Origin of the sequence: Paenibacillus sp. B2(2019), assembly GCF_008370385.1 — a bacterium.
Classification (GTDB): Bacteria; Bacillota; Bacilli; order Paenibacillales; family Paenibacillaceae; genus Paenibacillus_AQ.
Genome location: NZ_VTZR01000002.1, coordinates 302,265 through 321,404, shown reverse-complemented (window position 1 = coordinate 321,404; position 19,140 = coordinate 302,265). Strand labels below are relative to the sequence as shown.

The 19,140-nt window shown below is 43.3% G+C and carries 17 protein-coding genes; 7 read left to right on the top strand and 10 right to left on the bottom strand.

All coding sequences use genetic code 11. The annotated features are described in order from the left end of the window. The first annotated feature begins 45 nt into the window (after positions 1 to 45). The 3 genes from lacZ to PAENI_RS01720 all read left to right on the top strand — a co-directional run bounded on the left by lacZ (position 46) and on the right by PAENI_RS01720 (position 6,270). On the top strand, positions 46 to 3,159 hold the full coding sequence (lacZ, locus tag PAENI_RS01730; RefSeq protein ID WP_149644049.1) for a beta-galactosidase, LacZ type: 3,114 nt from the start codon (positions 46 to 48) through the stop codon (positions 3,157 to 3,159). A 289-nt stretch (positions 3,160 to 3,448) separates the two neighbouring features. After that, positions 3,449 to 4,474: an ABC transporter substrate-binding protein gene (locus PAENI_RS01725; protein WP_149644048.1), complete on the top strand. Its 1,026-nt coding sequence runs from the start codon at positions 3,449 to 3,451 to the stop codon at positions 4,472 to 4,474. A gap of 53 nt (positions 4,475 to 4,527) precedes the next feature. Next, complete coding sequence (locus PAENI_RS01720) at positions 4,528 to 6,270, top strand: helix-turn-helix domain-containing protein (protein ID WP_262495473.1); 1,743 nt, start codon at positions 4,528 to 4,530, stop codon at positions 6,268 to 6,270. Here the strand turns inward: PAENI_RS01720 and PAENI_RS01715 are convergent, their stop codons facing one another. From PAENI_RS01715 to PAENI_RS01700, 4 genes are read right to left on the bottom strand one after another with little or no spacing between them, the layout of a single operon-like run. Further along, complete coding sequence (locus tag PAENI_RS01715) at positions 6,271 to 6,996, bottom strand: hypothetical protein (RefSeq protein WP_149644047.1); 726 nt, start codon at positions 6,994 to 6,996, stop codon at positions 6,271 to 6,273. Beyond that, positions 6,993 to 7,706, bottom strand: a complete 714-nt coding sequence (locus PAENI_RS01710; RefSeq protein ID WP_149644046.1) for a fluoroquinolone export ABC transporter permease subunit — start codon at positions 7,704 to 7,706, stop codon at positions 6,993 to 6,995. Before PAENI_RS01710 ends, PAENI_RS01715 begins: the two co-directional genes overlap by 4 nt. Then, a complete protein-coding gene (locus tag PAENI_RS01705; protein ID WP_149644045.1) occupies positions 7,703 to 8,557 on the bottom strand; it encodes an ABC transporter ATP-binding protein in 855 nt (284 codons plus the stop codon). The genes PAENI_RS01710 and PAENI_RS01705 overlap by 4 nt, the downstream gene beginning before the upstream one ends. Position 8,558: 1 nt before the next feature. Then, positions 8,559 to 9,185: a TetR/AcrR family transcriptional regulator gene (locus tag PAENI_RS01700; RefSeq protein ID WP_149644044.1), complete on the bottom strand. Its 627-nt coding sequence runs from the start codon at positions 9,183 to 9,185 to the stop codon at positions 8,559 to 8,561. Positions 9,186 to 9,397: 212 nt separating this feature from the next. On the opposite strand from PAENI_RS01700, the gene PAENI_RS01695 reads away from it, so the two are divergent. From PAENI_RS01695 to PAENI_RS01685, 3 genes are all read left to right on the top strand, one after another. After that, positions 9,398 to 10,309 carry a helix-turn-helix transcriptional regulator gene (locus tag PAENI_RS01695; RefSeq protein ID WP_149644043.1) on the top strand — a complete coding sequence of 304 codons (912 nt, stop codon included), beginning with the start codon at positions 9,398 to 9,400 and terminating at the stop codon, positions 10,307 to 10,309. Between the two features lie 79 nt (positions 10,310 to 10,388). Beyond that, positions 10,389 to 10,904 (top strand): DinB family protein, encoded by a 516-nt coding sequence (locus PAENI_RS01690; RefSeq protein ID WP_149644042.1) that lies wholly within the window; start codon positions 10,389 to 10,391, stop codon positions 10,902 to 10,904. A gap of 3 nt (positions 10,905 to 10,907) precedes the next feature. Further along, positions 10,908 to 11,477, top strand: coding sequence for a YdeI/OmpD-associated family protein (locus PAENI_RS01685; protein WP_149644041.1), 570 nt, complete (start codon positions 10,908 to 10,910; stop codon positions 11,475 to 11,477). A 135-nt stretch (positions 11,478 to 11,612) separates the two neighbouring features. Here the strand turns inward: PAENI_RS01685 and PAENI_RS01680 are convergent, their stop codons facing one another. The 3 genes from PAENI_RS01680 to uvrA all read right to left on the bottom strand — a co-directional run bounded on the left by PAENI_RS01680 (position 11,613) and on the right by uvrA (position 15,946). Further along, complete coding sequence (locus PAENI_RS01680) at positions 11,613 to 12,143, bottom strand: HAD family hydrolase (RefSeq protein ID WP_149644040.1); 531 nt, start codon at positions 12,141 to 12,143, stop codon at positions 11,613 to 11,615. A 20-nt stretch (positions 12,144 to 12,163) separates the two neighbouring features. Continuing rightward, positions 12,164 to 13,177 carry a LacI family DNA-binding transcriptional regulator gene (locus PAENI_RS01675; protein WP_149644039.1) on the bottom strand — a complete coding sequence of 338 codons (1,014 nt, stop codon included), beginning with the start codon at positions 13,175 to 13,177 and terminating at the stop codon, positions 12,164 to 12,166. 264 nt (positions 13,178 to 13,441) lie between these two features. After that, complete coding sequence (gene uvrA, locus PAENI_RS01670) at positions 13,442 to 15,946, bottom strand: excinuclease ABC subunit UvrA (protein WP_149644038.1); 2,505 nt, start codon at positions 15,944 to 15,946, stop codon at positions 13,442 to 13,444. Between the two features lie 260 nt (positions 15,947 to 16,206). Between uvrA and PAENI_RS01665 the strand changes: the two genes are divergently transcribed. Beyond that, entirely contained in the window at positions 16,207 to 16,644 is a 438-nt protein-coding gene (locus PAENI_RS01665; protein WP_231573481.1) for a MarR family transcriptional regulator, read from the top strand. A 239-nt stretch (positions 16,645 to 16,883) separates the two neighbouring features. Here the strand turns inward: PAENI_RS01665 and PAENI_RS01660 are convergent, their stop codons facing one another. From PAENI_RS01660 to PAENI_RS01650, 3 genes are read right to left on the bottom strand one after another with little or no spacing between them, the layout of a single operon-like run. After that, entirely contained in the window at positions 16,884 to 17,981 is a 1,098-nt protein-coding gene (locus PAENI_RS01660) for a mandelate racemase/muconate lactonizing enzyme family protein (RefSeq protein ID WP_149644037.1), read from the bottom strand. Positions 17,982 to 18,017: 36 nt separating this feature from the next. Next, positions 18,018 to 18,341 (bottom strand): L-rhamnose mutarotase, encoded by a 324-nt coding sequence (locus tag PAENI_RS01655; protein WP_149644036.1) that lies wholly within the window; start codon positions 18,339 to 18,341, stop codon positions 18,018 to 18,020. 26 nt (positions 18,342 to 18,367) lie between these two features. Beyond that, positions 18,368 to 19,138, bottom strand: coding sequence for an SDR family NAD(P)-dependent oxidoreductase (locus PAENI_RS01650; RefSeq protein WP_149644035.1), 771 nt, complete (start codon positions 19,136 to 19,138; stop codon positions 18,368 to 18,370). Positions 19,139 to 19,140 lie beyond the last annotated feature (2 nt).

The window sequence follows — 19,140 nt, the reverse complement described above, 5'->3', positions numbered from 1 at the left end:
ATAATATGAATATAATAACATCACTATTATAAAGGAGATTTACTCATGCGAGCAAAATTTGTTTACCAGCCTCCTGCAAACGGTTATCCAGAATGGAATAATAATCCGGAAATCTTCGAACTAAATCGCTTGGATGCACATGCTTCCATGATCCCTTATAGCAATCTAACGCAAGCCCTGGTGGGAGATAAAGAAGCCTCGCCATACTACAAAACGCTTAATGGTATTTGGAAGTTCTCTTTTTCCGAAACACCGGATCTACGGGTCGTGGATTTCTATAAAGCTGATTTCGATTCCAGCAATTGGGCTACGATTCCTGTACCTTCGCACTGGCAATTCCATGGGTATGATTACCCGCAATATACGAATGTCCGATATCCTTGGGCGGAATCTGAACCTGATCTCAAGCCCCCCTTTGCTCCGACAAAATATAATCCCGTAGGCTCGTACATCCGAACCTTTACTGTACCTGAATCTTGGATCGATCAGCCTGTATACCTTAGCTTTCAGGGGGTTGAATCCGCTTTCTATGTATGGGTAAACGGAGAACGGGTTGGTTACTGTGAAGACACCTTTACACCTTCCGAGTTCGATATTACCCCTTATTTAATTGCTGGTGATAATAAACTAGCTGTCGAGGTCTATCGTTGGTGTGATGCCAGTTGGCTGGAGGATCAAGATTTTTGGCGGCTTAGCGGTATTTTCCGGGAGGTCTATCTGTACACGGCCCCTTCTGTTCATGTTGCTGATTTTTTCGTTAAAACCGAGCTAGATGAAGCTTTCGTACATGCGAATTTAAACGTAGACATCAAAGTGGAGAATTATTTTAACGAGAAACTAAACCCTTATACACTCCAAATGCAGCTATACAATAAAGAGGATCAACCTGTATGGGAGTCACCAGTATCTACAGTCACTTCCATAGATCAAGAGGGCGTTCAGCATTTCAAGCTTTCTGAGCATGTAGAAGATCCTTATAAGTGGAGTGCTGAGACACCGTATCTGTATACATTGGTTCTCTCCATGATTGACGATAAAGGAAACTCTACTGAAACGGTCAGCTGTAAGGTCGGATTCCGTACCTTTGAGATCAAGGACGGACTTATGAAGATCAACGGCAAAAGAATCGTACTTAAAGGCGTTAACCGGCACGAGTTCTCTTGTGACACAGGACGTGCGCTATCCAAAAACGACATGATCCGAGATATCAAACTGATGAAAACACATAATATTAATGCGGTTCGGACCTCTCACTACCCGAATCAGTCTGTTTGGTATGAGCTTTGTGATGAATATGGACTTTACGTAATCGATGAAACCAATCTGGAAACGCACGGTACTTGGCAGTATGGGCAACAAGGTATACATGAGGGAAATGTACCTGCTAGCAAACCGGAATGGCGGGCCAATGTGATTGACCGTTGCAACTCCATGATGCAAAGAGACAAGAACCATCCTTCGGTTATCATCTGGTCACTGGGGAATGAGTCCTACGGTGGTGATAATTTTATCGCCATGCATGACTATCTTAGAGAAGCTGACCCAACACGACCTGTTCATTATGAAGGGATCTTCCATTGCAGAGAGTCAGAAGCAGCTAGTGATATAGAGTCGACTATGTATGCTAAACCGCACGATGTTGAAAAATATGCGCTAAGTCATCCTCAGAAGCCTTACATCATCTGCGAATACAGCCATGCTATGGGGAATTCTTGCGGTGGATTACACCTATACACCGATATGTTTGACAAGTACGATGTATTTCAAGGTGCATTTATTTGGGATTGGGTGGATCAGGCTATCCGAACCAAAACATCCGAAGGTGTCCCATATTTAGCATATGGCGGTGACTTTGGTGAGTCGCCACATGATGGAAACTTTAGCGGAAACGGATTACTTTTTGCCGATCGTTCGGTTACTCCAAAGCTATTTGAGGTCAAAAAATGCTATCAAAATATTAAAGTAACTGCTTTAAATATCCGTGAAGGTCTCTTTCAGATTCATAATAACTTTTTATTTACCGACATTGAACAGTACGAATTTAAATGGGAAGTTTCTTTAGACGGAGTAACTGCGCAAGAAGGTTTGCTGCAAATCTCTGCTGCACCAGGAGAAATCGTTGAATGCACTATCCCTTATGAACTGATTTCACATAGATGTGATCATGAAGCTATTCTGAATCTCTCCTTTATTCAGCGTTCAGAAACTTCTTGGGCTGATGCTGAACACGAAATTGCTTGGGAACAGTTTATTCTGTCCCCGCGTATCGTGGCAAAGGCTCCAAAGACAACGGATGGAACGTTACATGTGCAGGAACATGAAGGTGCATTGACCGTACAGGGTGGGAATTTCACTCTAAACTTTAATACAACAACTGGTGAGCTAAACTCATACCATGCTGCCGGTAAAGAACATCTGCTTGAGCCCGTAAGACCTAACTTCTGGAGAGCGGTCACGGATAATGATCTTGGCAATGGATTGCCAAAGCGCTGTGCAGTGTGGAAGCAGGCTTCTAATGAGCGGAATCTGTTGAGCATGGTATATAGAACTGAAGGAAATCTCTGTTTCGTTTCCACCACTTACCTTCTGCCAACGAATCCGTACTCCACCCTTCTGATTCAGTATGAGATTCGCCCTGACGGATCTTTAGAGATCCTGCAAGAACTGAATCCGGGTAGTAGCGATCTGCCAGAAATTCCTGAGTTCGGAATGATGTTCGTGCTTGCTGGAAGACTCGATACCCTTTCATGGTACGGCCGTGGACCCCACGAGAATTATTGGGACAGACAGACCGGAGCACCACTTGGCCGCTATACGGGCAAAGTCAGTGACCAGTTCATCCCTTATCTCAGACCGCAGGAGTGCGGCAATAAGACGGATGTCAGATTTGCTTCGATTACAGATGGCAACGACGGATCAGGACTTTATTTTGATAGTGCAATCCCTATGGAGATTAATGCTCTGCCTTGGAAACCCGAGGAATTGGAAGCACATGATCACGTATATAAATTGCCAGTCTCGAACAAAAGCGTACTGAGAGTCAACTACAAGCAAATGGGAGTTGGGGGTGACGACAGCTGGGGTGCACCAACCCACGAAGAGTTCACTCTGCCGGCTAATCGCCCATATGCATTCCGTTTCACCCTTTCTCTTCTCTAATTTCATCTATTAAAAAAGGCCGTCTCTGGTTGGTTCCTACCAAACAAGACGGCCTTGTTCTATTTATTTCAATCTCACCGACAGAGTTTTGCGTGCTCCTCAATGACTTCTTAGCCTTATCAAACTTTTTTTCTGGCTATCAACTCCAATAACAATAGGCTTGTACAAATCAAATAGCCTTAATGTGTTTTGTCCATTGAGTAAAAGGAGACTTTAATTTATGATAGTTTTCGTCGAGAATGATTATCATTATTGGTGATCGCTACATATTTTAGGGAGGCAATATTATATGAATAAGGTAAGACAACCGTTCGCTGTATTATGTGTACTCTTTCTGATGACCACATTACTACTCGCCTGCGGAAACTCAGGAGAACAACCAGCCAAGAACAATGCGTCGAACGCAGCCGGAAATAATACTTCAGCTACCACTGTACCTTCTCCAGAAACATCCGACAAGGGCACTAATGAAACTGCGGCAACTACTCGCTCCTACACGGATTACATAGGCCATACCGTAGAAATACCTGCTAACCCGAAGCGCGTGATTTATTCAGGAGAAACCTATGGTGATCTACTCGCACTTGGTGTGCAAGCGGTAGGATATCCACTTTCCATGGGTGAGGGTCAGGTTTTTGAAGATCAGCTACAAGGTGTCGAAGATGTAGGGTTCCCTATCAATCTTGAAAAGACGCTGGAACTTCAGCCTGATTTGATTATCTATGCAGGAACTGATGAAGCTGATTTCGAGCAGCTGTCCAAAATCGCACCCACGATAATATTTGATACATTTGCCCCACTAAATGAACGGATGCTTGATATTGGTGGAATTCTTGGGAAAACGACCGAAGCAGAGGCATGGCTGGCTAAGTATAAAACGAGTGAAGATGCCATGTGGGAACAATTAAAGGCAGCGGGCATAAAAGAAGGAGAAACAGCTTCGGTCTTTACTTATTATCCTGGTGACAGACTATTTGTTATGGCGACGACCGGACTTTCGCAAGTCCTTTATGGAGAGAATGGCTTCAAGCCAACCCCAGCGATTCAGAAGGTACTTGATGAAGGTATGGGATTCCAGGAAGTATCCATGGAAGTGCTTAAAGAATATGCCGGAGATCGGATTTTCATTCTAACTCCTGTGGCCGATGAAGCCAAGCAATCCACAGCTACTCTATTAAAGAGTCCGATCTGGAAAGGTCTCCCTGCCGTCAAGAACGGATATGTCTATACTCAAGATATTATGAAGACTTCAAGTGATGCAACAACAAGAGAATGGCTGCTCGGTGAACTCCCACAGCTTTTGAATATGAAATAATTTTCACCTTCATGAAGCGTTTGGCACTTAGCTGATAGAAAACTGCAAGAAGCATGTCAACAGCTGTTGATATGCTTCTTTATTTTATATACAATGAATTAATTGATAATGATTCTCACCAAATGAACGGAGGCTTCCTCTTGCTGCAAACATTACCCGTCGCTGCACCGCTCCGCTCGTTGCTGTTTCAGCTGACTGATGCGGAACTACATATTCAACCGGCAGGCTCTTACTCTAAGACTCTTACAACTCACTTTTATAGACTTCTAATATTCACTGGCGGTAGTGGACAGCTGATCCTTAGCGATCAAACCATAACACTGACTACAGATACGTGTTATCTCCTATCTCCTGGAACTTCCTATAGCACGGACAATCAAGAGACGACTCTTTATTATTATCTCATCACTTTTACTGCAATTAATAATGCCGAGTTTCCCGAATATTATTCAGAGGAACTCCTTCCGGGTAGGCAGGAGCTAATTGTCCACCCGTTCACTAGGGTAATCCGCCTTGCGGAAGATCTGCTTATGAGCAAAAAAAATGCCGATGATGTGCATTTTTTTAAGCGGCAATTAAAATTCCAAGAATTGCTGCTCTTACTCTTTGAGCATAATTATCCTTCCGAGCAGGTGCCAAGTCCCGCGGATTCCGTGGAAAAGACCATCCAATATATGCAAGATCACTATACGGAGAGTATCACCGTGAAGCAACTGGCTGAGCTCGCAGGGATAACATTGTGGCAATATACTCCGATCTTTCAAAAGCTTACCGGAAAAAGACCGCTCGATTACCTGACCGAACTGCGAATTAACCATTCGAAGCGTTTCCTTCTGGAATCCGCTGAACCGCTGCGTGAGATTGCTCGACTAGTTGGCTTCTCCGATGAATATTATTTTAGTCGCCGGTTTCGTCAAAAGACTGGAATTACACCAGGACAATATGCGCATCAGCAAGGTCGGAAGCTTACTGTGGAAGACTGGACTGGTCATGTGGTGGATATTCCGGAGCATCCAAAGCGCATTGTCTACCATGGTGAGACGCTTGGCGACCTGCTCGCATTAGGTATAAAGCCTATCGGAGGAGATGAAGTCTTTGCATGGAACAGAGTCTATAAACATCGACTTAAAAAGCTCTCTAACGTTGGCTTTCCTCTGGATCCGAAGCTTACCGCTTCATTAAATCCTGACCTAATTATTATAGCTAATTCAGATGATAAGGCCTATCGAGCAGTCGTCGACATCGCCCCGACACTTACCTTTGATTCATTTGCTCCACTTGAACACCGTATGCGGACACTTGGAAGCTGGTTGGGTAAGCAGCACGAAGCAGAAGCATGGCTGGATTCATTCGCAGCAAAAAATGCTGCCATGTGGCAGCAGCTTTATATGAATACTCTTCGACCTGGAGAAACAGCTTCTGCATTGATTTATGACCACGGAAATCATCTATATGCTATGGGAATGTCCGGTTTGTCTACTGCTCTCTATGCCCCTAACGGTTTACAGCCCACAGATGAGATCAAAGCGATTCTCGATGGAGAGTTAGGATTTGCAGAGGTCGATCCAGCAAGGCTGCCTTTCTACGCCGGAGATCATATCTTTATGCTTATTCCGGAACGTCAAGACTCGCGAGTTGCTATGGAGAAACTACTAGACAGCTTACTATGGAAGAATATACCCGCTGTACGTAAGGGGCAAGCTTATCTGCTTGACGGAAGCAAATGGAACTATGGAGATGCTTTAACACGTGAAAAGCTTCTAACGCTGTTGCCTAAGCTGCTTGGAAGAGGTTAATCAATCAGCTCTTTTAATAAAAATCCTGATCATGATGCTCAGAAGACTCAAGTGAAATAGAATTCCCACCATAAAGTATGCAAGCACAATAAAACCACTAGAAGCTTCTATAACAAAAAATAACTTAGCAGGCCAATAGGTTGGAATCCACGCACCGATAAATTGCCATGGTGATGGAACAAAATAAGCTACGATTGGTCCTGCTATAAACAGACCACCGATCTTTGATAAAGCTAAACCTTCTACCTTATTTGCAGCGAAAGAAGCTAGGAATAATGCAAAACAAGGGGCTTCAAATGCTAATAGTATAAGGATGTATATATGCTCTAATTGGAAGCTAGATAAGCCGGAGACTATAAAAAATAGCGATGAAAGAAATGTACAGAGTAGAGATGGAAGAACTAGACGATACACCATGTACCCTCTGCGCATTAATGGTGTAACCGCGTAATAAGAGATGACATTCTCATCTCTTTCATCAAGCATTAAAAGACCTGTCATCATACCAGTTAGCATGGGAAAGGTCATGACTAAAAAAATCGCAGCAAAGCTACTATATTTATATAAATCTAAAGCATAACCGTTCGTAAGCCAATCGGCTATCATTGGAAATCCAAATCTTGAGACGACTAGAAGTGCTAAAGGAGCAAAGATGCCGACCATAAGCACTGGGTCCAAACCAGTATGCCGGATATCGCTTATAAAAAGCATACGATACTTCTTCATTTTCCTGCTCCTCCCTTACCTATGCGCATCATTACATGATTTTCGAAGGACATTTTTGCCCATACGTACATCACAACATTCCATAGCAGTAATATCGATATGGAGTAGATGTAATTGCCAAATGACATAGCCGAGGTTCCCGAACTCAACAAGCGAAGTGTTCCTTCCGTAGGAAGCCATAAAAAAAGTTTGGAGTTCCACACCTTAAAATAACCAAGCAAAGGAAGTATAAAAGGCAATGCGAATACTTGTGAGAGTAGAATGAAACCATTAATTGTCTGGCAACGAGCCACAACTCCAATCGACAATAGCGTCATAAAGCTTGACGTTAGAATGATTCCAGTAGAAAAGCCAAACGGGGATTGCGGAATCCCGCTTGCTATTACATGAATAACCCAAGCGGCTAACAGGGAGAGTACAGATAATGAGCCTGCTTTTGAAAGCAAATATTCCCTAACACGAATCGGAGTAACAAATAAAGGATCATGGATGCCCTGGTCTCTTTCCAGCAGCACAATCCCCCCTGCGAGAATAAGCCCCAAAGCACTCGGATCGCTAAAGGTCAATAACAACATCGTTTGTTCTCGATAATGATCAGGAATATGATGCAGCAATACCAAATAAAACGCACAGATAATGACGTAGATCCAATAAAACCCATGCCGCCATTGAAACCGGATGTCAAAGGCAAACGCAGATCTGAATCTCATGTTAACTGCCTCCCAGTTACGTCAATAAATATTTGTTCCAAAGACGCCTCCTGCGAATGAATGGTTTCTATTGGATGCTCACGAACAAGCTTTAAGAAATATTCGTTCTCCCCTATATCATCAAGTGAGAATTCCTCATTTCTAACTTCATTATGATGGCGGTATTCCAGACGCACTCGTTTTTTTCCATTTAGAAGCTTAAGCTCCCGAGGAGAATCAATCAACTTAATCTGACCGTCTACAATAAAAGCGACCCTGTCGCAGAGCTCCTCCGCGGCTTGCATATTATGTGTTGTAATAATTACAGTTGTCCCATTTGCCTTTTTTTCCAGGATTAAATCCTTCATTCGTTTCGCATTAACAGGGTCGAGCCCGGAAGTGGGTTCATCCAGAAATAGAATATGTGGGTTATTTAAGAGTGCTCTGCAGAAATTCAGCCGCATCTTCATCCCCTTCGATAACTGGGAGACCTTCAAATTTGCAGCTTCAGTGAGATTTACTTGCTCCAGGAGAAACCTCGGTTCCGCTGTTCTCCCTGAATACAGAGAGCGAAATAGCTGCAAATTTTCCAGCGCAGTAAACTTCGAATAGAAATTTGGAAACTCAAAAGCTACCCCTATTCGCTCAAAATACTCCGGTCCGGTATTTCTTATTTCCTTGCCCATTACGTTAACGCTGCCGAGATAATTTTTTAAGACTCCAATTAGTATCTTTTGTGTTGTGCTTTTACCCGCTCCCGAAGGACCGAGAAAACCAAACACTTCTCCTTGAGGTATGGAAAAGTTAAGTCCACTAAGGGTTGGCTCTTTTATTTTTGGGTAGGTAAAATGAAGCTCCTTCACTTCGATCATTTCATACTCCCCCAGTCTTATTCTCTTTCAAAGAAGTCATCCCCTCAGCCAGAACCCCTATCAAAAGCTCTATAGTTGCCTGATAGCGTTCATCACCGATCTCTTCCTTATGCAAAGACAGGAGGACTACAGAGCGAATCATGCTTACGATTAATTCCGGGTCAATCCCAACCATGATACCTTCGGCTTGCCATGATTGAATGAAAGGAATAAAAAAGTCTTTATCCTCTGTAAAATTTTGTTCCAACAACTCATTAGGTAACTTTCTTAATAGCTGCTCCATTTCGCTTCTTACGAACATCTGGCGGACGATCGGACTCTCTTCCATCATGCGGAAAGATTTCAGTAAAAATAATCTGATTTCTTCCTTGTTTACAGGCACGCCTACGCTAAATGAATCGAACATTGTACTACGAATTCGTTGTTCCTCTTCAAGCAATATGTGATAGAATAATTCCTCTTTCGATCCAAAGAACATGTAAAACGAACCTTGCGCAATCCCGGCAGCTTTTGTTAATTCTTCAACACTAGTTTTTTTAATGCCATGTACTTCAAAACAGCGGCGACCTTCTGTCAACAATTTATGTTTAATCCATTCTCTTTCTTGTTCTGTGAATTTCTTAGGCATACATCTCAACTCGCTTTTATGGTTTTATGAATAATTTTATTTTATATTCACAAGTTAACCCGCCAACCATATTTTGTCAATCTTTTTCTCTGTGAGGTACAATTAGTACTTTCCTGTGCAATACCACCAAAATCCTCACCCAAATTAGCTTGAAAAATCTATGCTATAATCATGCAGTAACACGAAATGGACTAATGGGTGGGAATACACAAATGAAATTGGAACGTTTGATTTCTATGATCTACAAGCTGTTGAACCACGAAGTTTTATCTGCCTCCAAGCTCGCTGAAGAGTTTCAGGTTTCCCAGAGAACTATCTATAGGGATATCGATGTCATTTGTGCCGCAGGCATTCCGGTCGTATCGTATCAGGGAACTAAAGGCGGATATGGCATCATGGACGGATATAAAATGGATAAAAGCCTTCTCCGGTCGTATGATATCACTTCTTTGATTACCGTGTTGAACAGTCTCTCTTCCGTGTTTGAAGACGAGCAAGCGCAAGGAACCATTGAACGGCTGCAAACGATTGGAACAGAACAACAGACTTCTAGTCTAGCGGTGGATTTTGAAACTCGACGTATGGATCCCGATGCACTTTCTCTTTTACGTACGGCTATTACGGAACGAAATATCGTCCGTTTTGATTACATCAATGTAAAAAACGAACGCACAACCCGTGATATGGAACCAGTAAAGCTTCATTTTAAATATAGCAACTGGTATATCTATGGTTATTGCCAGGAACGACAGGATTATCGAGAGTTCCGGCTATCCCGGATGATGAATTTGCTTCTGACACAGAATACCTTTCATTCACAACATGAGGTACCCATAGAGGCCGGTTGTTCAAACAGGGCCGATCAGGTTGAGGAAGTCGTAATCCGGGTGGGACCTGAGGCTTTGGCAGAAGCGCTGGATCAATTTCACCAGGTGGATAAGGAATTTCATACCGATGAGAGCATGACGATGCGAATTCCTGTGTATAAACCATTGGAAGCCCGCTGGCTATGGTCAATTCTGCTAAGTTTCGGCAGCGGCGCTGAAGTCCTCGAGCCTCTTGCACTGCGAGGTATCTTAAAAAAGCAGCTGCAAAATACCCTAAATCTTTATGAAGAAGTATGACAGTCTGCTGTCATACTTCTTCTTTTATATTAACAACAGCTACAAAATAATCTATCACAACTCAAAAGGAGATCATACAATGACCAATCATCCAGTAGAAATGTTTAATTACCACATTTGGGCGAACCAAACGATCTTGGGAAGAATCAAGGAAATCTCTCCCTCTGTGCTAAATCAAGAAGTGAATAGCTCTTTTCCCACCATCGCTCATGCCTTTAGCCATATCTATGCGGTTGATACGATGTGGTATCTGGTTTTAACAGGCACTGGTATGCCTGAGGCTTTTCAAAAAAGTATCCCGCTAAATATGAGCATTCTAAATTCGGTTGATGAATACGCTAATCTTTTTGCCCAGCTATCTGAACAATACAAAAAATGGTTACAAAACCAAACCGATTTGGAGCAGACTATTCTACTTGATAACCCATTCGCTGGAATCCGGCAAACACGTCTATCAGAAATTGTGCTTCATGCCGCCAATCACGGGACTTATCATAGAGGTAATATATCTACTATGTTACGTCAGTTAGGACACGCTTCCACCATGAATGACTATTCCCTTTTTTGGTATCAGATGTCTGCGGAAGCTATTTAATTTATGCAGATTGAAAATCTAATTACAGTGAAATCGAGAGAAGATTTAAGAGCTTGGCTTCAGGAAAATTGTAAGACTGAAAAATCTTGTTGGGTACTCGTAAGTATGACGCCAAACCCAGAAACATTGCTTTATTTGGATGTGGTTGAGGAATGTTTGTGCTTTGGATGGATCGATGGAGTGAAAAAGAAAGTTTCTGAAACGGAGCTGGCGCAGCGACTGTCTCCCAGAAGCAAACGAAGCTCTTGGACAGAATTAAATAAAGAACGTGTCCGCCGCCTCGATAAACTGGGGTTAATGAGTGACGAAGGAAGAAAGGTACTTCCGGATATGAACCTCGCTTCTTTTAAAGTCGATAGGGTTATAGAACAAAGGTTAAAAGAGGAGCAGCAGGTATATGAGAACTTCTTAACCTTTCCCGCTCTTTATAAAAGAGTCAGGATCGACACGATACAAAGCAATACACATCAACCAGAATTATTTAAGCGTAAATTAGATAAATTTATAACAAACACTAAAGAAAATAAAATGTACGGTCAATGGCATGATTATGGACGGCTTCTAGATTATTAAGCTGCTAGATCATAAGATTGCTTTGTAACTCTTGCAGATTGATTAAAAAGATGAGAAACCCAGTCATTCTCATGACCTTGGGTTTCTCTTTTTGTATTTAAATATGGAAAAATAGCATAATGAACGACCTCCAGCTTACTTGAGCTCAGCGTTCAGCCTCTCAATCAACTCTAGCAATTGCAGCGGATCACTAACTGTATACGTCGGACGCTCAGACTCATCTGCCGGCTCATGGGAATAACGGGGCGTCCAGCTCTGAAAAATGCTGGTGATGCCTAGCGCATTGGCCCCTTTCATGTCACGGCTAAGATTGTTGCCAATCATAACGGTACGGGAGAAATCCGCTTCAGACAAATCAAGCGCACCAATAGCTGCCTTGAACATGCGCGGGCTTGGCTTGACTGCTTTGATATTCTCGGAAATAATCATGGCGCTGAAATAATCGTTTAGTCCATGCTGCTTAAATACATTTTTGAAGGATTGCGCATCACCGTCTGCAACCAGAGCAAGCGTGTATCCTCTCTCATGCAGGGTTTGAATCGTGATATCTGCTCCCGGAATCAGATCCGCACTCCGTACGATTCCTTCTTCATCCCTAATTTCAGTCGATTCATCAACAATGGTATCTCCGCTGTCAAAAAAGATAATTAACCTTTTCTCGTCCATGTTCTCAATAACCGTCCTCTTTATTTAATGGGTGAGTTGCCTGTGGATTCTCGGATCACCAGTTCAGGCTGCAATACAATTCTTTGCTTGATATCATCTGTATGATCCAGACTGCCGATCAGTAAATCAAATGCCATCTTCACCATCTGATTCATCGGTTGAGCAATAGTTGTTAACGTTGGATTCGTCACGGTTGACAGAATGGTGTCGTCAAAACCAATGATAGAGAGCTGTTCCGGTACAGATATTCCCTCTTCCTTCGCAGCCTGGAGTGCGCCGATGGCAAGCAAGTCGTTGCAACAGAATAATGCTGTAGGACGCTCCGCGCCGCGGAGAATCTCGGATGCTACCCGTTTGCCGTCTTTGATATTCGACTCACACGCGAAGATATTCTTCGGGTCCAGTGAAATACCAGCCTCAAATAATCCAAAGCGGAAACCCCTGACCCGCTCAAAGCTGCTGCTTACATTGAAATCCTCGGACAAAACTGCCATCTTGCGATGACCTTTTTCAAGCAAATGTTCTGCGGCAATAGTGCCTCCTTTGAAGTCATCGTTCAATACACGGTGAACAGCTATGCCTACGGTCTCCCGAGCGATCATAACTATGGGGAAGGATTTCTCTACATGCAGCGCCAAGATATCCGCATTTCCCACACCTGTTCCGATCAGAATACCGTCAACATTTTTTTGCTCCAACAGCCGAATGTATTTCTCTACACGTTCATCTTTGTTATCTGTGCTGCACACAATAACACTATACCCCTCGGAGTGTGCCAGATCCTCTACGGTTCTAGCTATCTCGGAAAAAAAGGGATTCGAGACATCTGGAATAAGAAGACCAATGGTATAGGTCTTCTTCCCCATTAGTGCCGAAGCAATGACACTGGGCTGATATTGCAGCCGCTTCATCACCTCAAGGATTTCATCTCGCTTCTTGTTGCTTACTTTTCCTTTACCGTTAATCGCATTGGAGACGGTAGCAATTGATACGCCCGCTTCCCTGGCAACATCATATATCGTGGTCATTTTCATGGCATTAACCTCATTATAAATATTAAGTGGATTGGAGTCTTTGCATCCTCCCTTCACATAAGTTAAGCGCTTAACCTAATGTTACTATGACGACAGCAATAAATTCAATTCATTTTTCTTGGAGGTTTAGATGCTTCGTCTTCTGCCGCTCAATGCTAGGCTTGGTGAATACGCCGGAACACACAAAGAAGTGCCCCGAAGCCATGAATTGTATGGCTTCGGGGCACTCTCTTTTTTCCAAATGGATATCTGATTTAAAATGGATTAAAGCCCCTCAGCCAGAATCCGTTTCAAAAACATCCCTGTATAAGATTCCTGTACTTCAGCGACCTGCTCCGGTGTGCCTTCAGCTACAAGCTTACCTCCAACTGTGCCCCCTTCAGGGCCAATGTCGATCACCCAGTCAGACTCCCGAATCAGTTCTAAGCTGTGCTCCACAACAACAACCGTATTTCCCGTATCTACCAATTTGCTCAATAAGGTATGAAGTTGCTTGATGTCTGACGGATGTAGACCTGTCGTTGGTTCATCGAGCAAATAGAGCGTATGATTTTTAGATGGCTTGCTCAGCTCTTTGGCCAGCCTGATCCGTTGTCCCTCGCCGCCTGATAAGGTTTTGACAGATTGTCCCCATTTAAGGTATCCAAGACCCACCTCACATAACGTCTCAATAATACCGGCCATTTTGGCCTCCGACTTAAGAATCGGCAAGCTTTCCTGTATAGACATGTCCAACAGATCTGAGATTGAGAAGCCATCATACTTTACCTGTAAGACCTCATCCGTAAACCTTCTTCCTTTGCAGGCGTGACACTTTATTTCTAGATCAGGCAGAAAGTTCATGTCTACGGACAATACACCAAGTCCCTGACAGGTTTCGCACCGTCCCCCCGGTGTGTTAAAGGAGAAATGCTTGGAGGTCAGTTTTCTTTTCTTCGCCTCTGGCAAAGCCGCAAATAACTGACGCAGATGTGTAAATACATCGGTATAGGTCGCTACATTAGAACGCTGCATTCTACCCATGGGTGATTGGTCAAAGATCACAATGCTCCCGACTTCACCTAAACCCGTAATCTCCTTACAGCCTGTTTGTTCATGACCATTAGAGTTTCCTTGCGCAAGGATATCAAATATAAGCGTGGACTTACCCGAACCCGAAACCCCTGTTACAGATACAAGACAACCAAGTGGAATGGAGACTTCTTGAATATCAATATTCCGGTACTGTGCCTGCCGGATAGTGATCTGCTTTCCGTTCCCTTTTCGGCGAATACGTGTGGGAACTTCGAGACGCTCTTCTCTGAGATAAGCTCCTGTAACCGAAAGCTCGCTTGCCATCAAATCTTCTAAACTACCTTCACCAACAACGATTCCACCATGCAATCCAGCACCCGGACCCATATCAATAATATGATCCGCAGCACGCATCATCTCAATATCATGTTCAATAACGAGCACGGTATTCCCCAGATCACGCAGCTCCTGAAGCACACGAATAAGGCCAACTGTATCTCGAGGATGAAGTCCCGTCGTCGGTTCATCCAGAATGTATAACACACCGGTCAACCCTGAACCCAGCAGTGATGCTAGACGCAGGCGCTGTGCTTCCCCGCCAGATAAAGAGACTGTCTGCCGGTTCATGGAAAGATAACCTAGGCCAACATCGATAATCCGCTTTAGTCTAGTAGGCATATCATGAAGGATCGGCTCAAGTAGATGTAGACCTTCGGCAGGCAGTGCCGCCTCCAGTCCTTTCGTCCACTCATATACCTCACTAAGCGACCAGTCGGATACATCTATGATCGATGCGTCAGCTACTCGAACTAGACGAACTTCTTTTTTCAGGCGAGCTCCTAGGCATTCCAGGCATTGCTGCTCATGAAAAAATCCGCCATCTTTCTCCTGCGCACCAGCCTCACCTTCCTTCTCCTTATACCGCCGCCACAAACCGGGTATAACACCTTCAAACTTCGTCCCTTGGATTGGCTTAATATTAGGGAAATGGCGTTTAAAAGCTTCACTCTCCACCCCGTAGTAGAGCAAATCACGCTGAATCTCACCGTAATCCTTCAACGGTTGATCCGGGTCAAACACAAATCCGAAATGTTTTCCCGCTGCTACTAATATCCGCATCTGTATATCCCGATGAACGCCATTCAGAGAAGCTACTCCCCCCTCTTTCATGCTAAGCTCTGGATTAAATACCGCTGCTTCATTTATAGTCGCCACAGACCCAAGTCCACCACAAGCTTCACAAGCCCCTTCCGGCTTATTGAAGGAAAAATGTGACATGCCAAGTTTCTCAAGCTCAGCTCCGCAATGCGGACAGCCCATCGACTGACCTTCCATTTCCTCGTCTTCTTCTATTAGTAGCCCCCTCGCTTCAAAAGAAGGTGGTATGCTACCATTGCAAGAAGGGCAAATCCGCTCCCCTAGTCTAGAAAAAATAAACCTGACAAAGGTATAGATGTCAGTTACAGTCCCTACTGTCGAGCGTGGATTACGATTCGTAACATGCTGTCCAACGCTAATGGATGGAGACAGTCCAACAATGGACTCGACCTTTGGTTTACTGATCGTATCTGAAGTCATGCCCATGGAATCTAAATACTGTCTTTGGCATTCCCGCTGAAGTGTATCCATAGCTAACGTCGATTTTCCTGATCCCGAAGGTCCCGTTAGAACAACAAGCTTATACTTAGGAATCGTGAGCGAGACATTCTTCAGATTGTTCTCTCGTGCACCTTTAATAACAATAGCTTCTTTCACAATGATTCCCCTCTCAATTAAAGCAAGCACACATAGATATATCTCTTATCCATAACCATTTACGAATGCTGTCATACTACTTTTTTTGCAAAAGTATGCTTAATTCGATAGAATGTATTTGTAAAATAACACATTTTAAAATAACTTCATAATCAAATATCTTGATTAACGAGATATAAAGATTTTAAAAGGGGCGTTATCCTTTGTCAAGCCATGAACAAGCACAACCTACACCAGAGCAAGAACAATTTACCTTACTCATGCGTGGTCTGGGAACCCGAACGGTGGTATACCAGCAAAACGTAGCCGCCTCTCTTGGGTTATACAATAATGATTTTTTGTCTGTGGATATCCTGCGTGAAAAAGGCCCCATTACCGCTGGAGAGCTGTCCAAACTAACTGGACTTGCCACAGGTAGCGTTACTGCATTAATAGATCGTCTCGAAAAAAACGGATACGTTCGCAGACAAAATGACCCTAATGATCGCCGTAAAGTAATTATTGTCCCGTTGTATGAAAATAAAGAAGATGTCATTGACACGTACATGCCACTTCATACCGCTATGGTTAAATTGGCTGCTTCCTATACGGATGAAGAACTGGCCCTCATTTCACAATTTTTAGGCAAAGCAAGCACCGTTCTAGACGAGCAGATTGATCATCTCAGTTCCCCAACGCGTAGTAAGTCTTCTTCTTGACTCAAATGCTAAAAACAACAAACCCCGCTTATTGCATATAACATGCATAAAGCGGGGTTTGTTGTTCATGTTCCGAATTTACGGACTGGAAGGACTGTATAGCGATCAAGCACTTATGAGCGTAGGCTTAAAGCATCATTTAAAAGACGATAATCAAAGCAAGATTGTTCGGATACAGAAAGTCCGCTAACAGGAAGAGACCCTTGCGAGTGATCTTATGAACCCCTTCCATCACTTCATTATCTCACGCGATACTGCTCAAACAGCGCTGGTATAATCTCCGTTGATGCACCTGGCATTTGAGGAAGTATGTAGTGCCCATTAACTACAGTAGCCGGCTCCACAAAAATATGGCGTATCCAAGGAATGTATTCCAGCATGATCGCACCTGGTGTTGCTGCAACCAAATGCTGATGAATTTGCCCCATATCACCAACATGCGGACAAATCGGAATATCGTATGAAGCGGCTAAACCTGCAACCTGTTGCCATTCCGTAATCCCACCAACACGTGTTACATCTACTTGGCAATATTCGAGTGCCCCTTGATGGATATAATCCCGGAATGCATATTTCGTATAGACATGTTCACCTAACGCAATAGGTACATTTAATGCATCGGCCAGTTTCTTATGTCCCATGATGTCATCTGGATTTAAGGGTTCTTCTAACCAGAACAAATCAAACTCCTCTAACTTCTTCCCCCATGTCATCGCTGTATTGATATTCCACTGTTGGTTCACATCGATCATGAAGATGGTTTGATCTCCTATCGCCTTACGAACAGCTTTGCAACGATCATAGTCCTCATGTGAATCTGCTTTACCCACTTTAATTTTGACTCCAGTAAAGCCCTGCTCTACAATTTCAGTAACGTCCTTAATCAAACGTTCTTTGGACCAGTTCAACCAGCCGCCGTTTGTATTATAAGCTTTTATTTGTTTGGATTTATGTCCGCCAAGATACTGCCACAGCGGTTTGTTGGATGCCTTCGCCATAATATCCCAAAGTGCAATATCTACTGCAGCCAACGCCATATGAGTGACGCCCGCTCTACCAATCCAATGCATTTTGCCAAAACGCAGCTCATCCCAAATCTCTTTTACCATAAACGGATCTTTGCCAATTAATAAAGGAGCGTAATAACGATCAATCGTATCAACGATCATATCATCACCATGTGCACAAGTTCCTGTATACCCATATCCCACAAAACCCTCATCTGTAAAAATCCGAACGCCTGCAAGTCCCCAATGCGTAGCAACATTAATTGCATCCGTTATTGGTGGTGTAATCGGTACGTGTAAGACGAAGCTTTCTACGTTAGTAATTTTCATATTTTTCATCTCCCTAGCTTTAAATGAAATGATTACTCAATCCAAATGGAAAACCTCATCCATACTCGCCCACCATTCACCCTCTAGTGCAGACTTCACAGGATACTGACAAGGATCTGTTAAGCTCCACCATTCTTGTGTGCGAGGATCTGCAGCCATGATGGCCATATCAGCCGTATAGTCAGCCCCTGTATATTCAAAATAACTGAACAAGTAGCCGTCTCTATAAAAAATGGAATAGTTCTTAATGTTGCATTTCCTTAATCTATCCAACACTTCTGGCCATACAGATGCATGTAACGCTTTGTATTCTTCTAGCTTCTCATCCTTGACATGAATAACACTCCCATATCGAGTCATTCCGCCCCTCCCTTTCCAATAACTCATTAATAACCTAAGGCTGCTCCACCATCAACAGGGAGCGCTACACCCGTAACAAATCCGGATAAATCACTCGCTAAATACAACACGGCTCTAGCTATCTCTTCCGTTGAAGCACATCTTCCCAATGGATGCATATCGATCAAATCTTGTACTGTAGTTGCCGGATTGGGCTGTTGACCGATCCACTCTTCTAATAAAGGCGTCATTACACCTGCTGGACATATGCAATTGACACGAACTCCATCGTTCGCATAATCCAACGCTAATGCTTTAGTCATTGCAATAATTGCGCCTTTTGAAGCCGAGTATACCGGATTTTGCTTTTGGCCTACCAATCCGCTTAATGAAGCCATATTCACGATGCAGCCACGGTTTTCTCTAATCGAAGGAATGCAGAATTTAATCATCAAATAGACACTCTTCAAATTGATATCCAAGGTACGAGTCCATTCTGTTTCAGAAATATCCTCCAAGCACTTCGGCAATACAACAGCTGCGTTATTGAATAGAATGTCAATCTTGCCAAACTTATTTAGGACCCATTCTACCAATTGTTTAACCTCTAGCTCCGATGAAACATCTGTTTTCACAGCATAAGCAACAGAATCCCCACAATGAACTGAATGAATATCCTCAACTACTCTTTTAGCTTCAGCTTCATTCCAGTCCGCAATGATCACCTTAGCACCCTCACTGGCAAATAATTTGGCAGTCGCTTCGCCAATCCCGGAGCCACCGCCTGTAACAATAACGACTTTCCCTTGTAATTGCATAG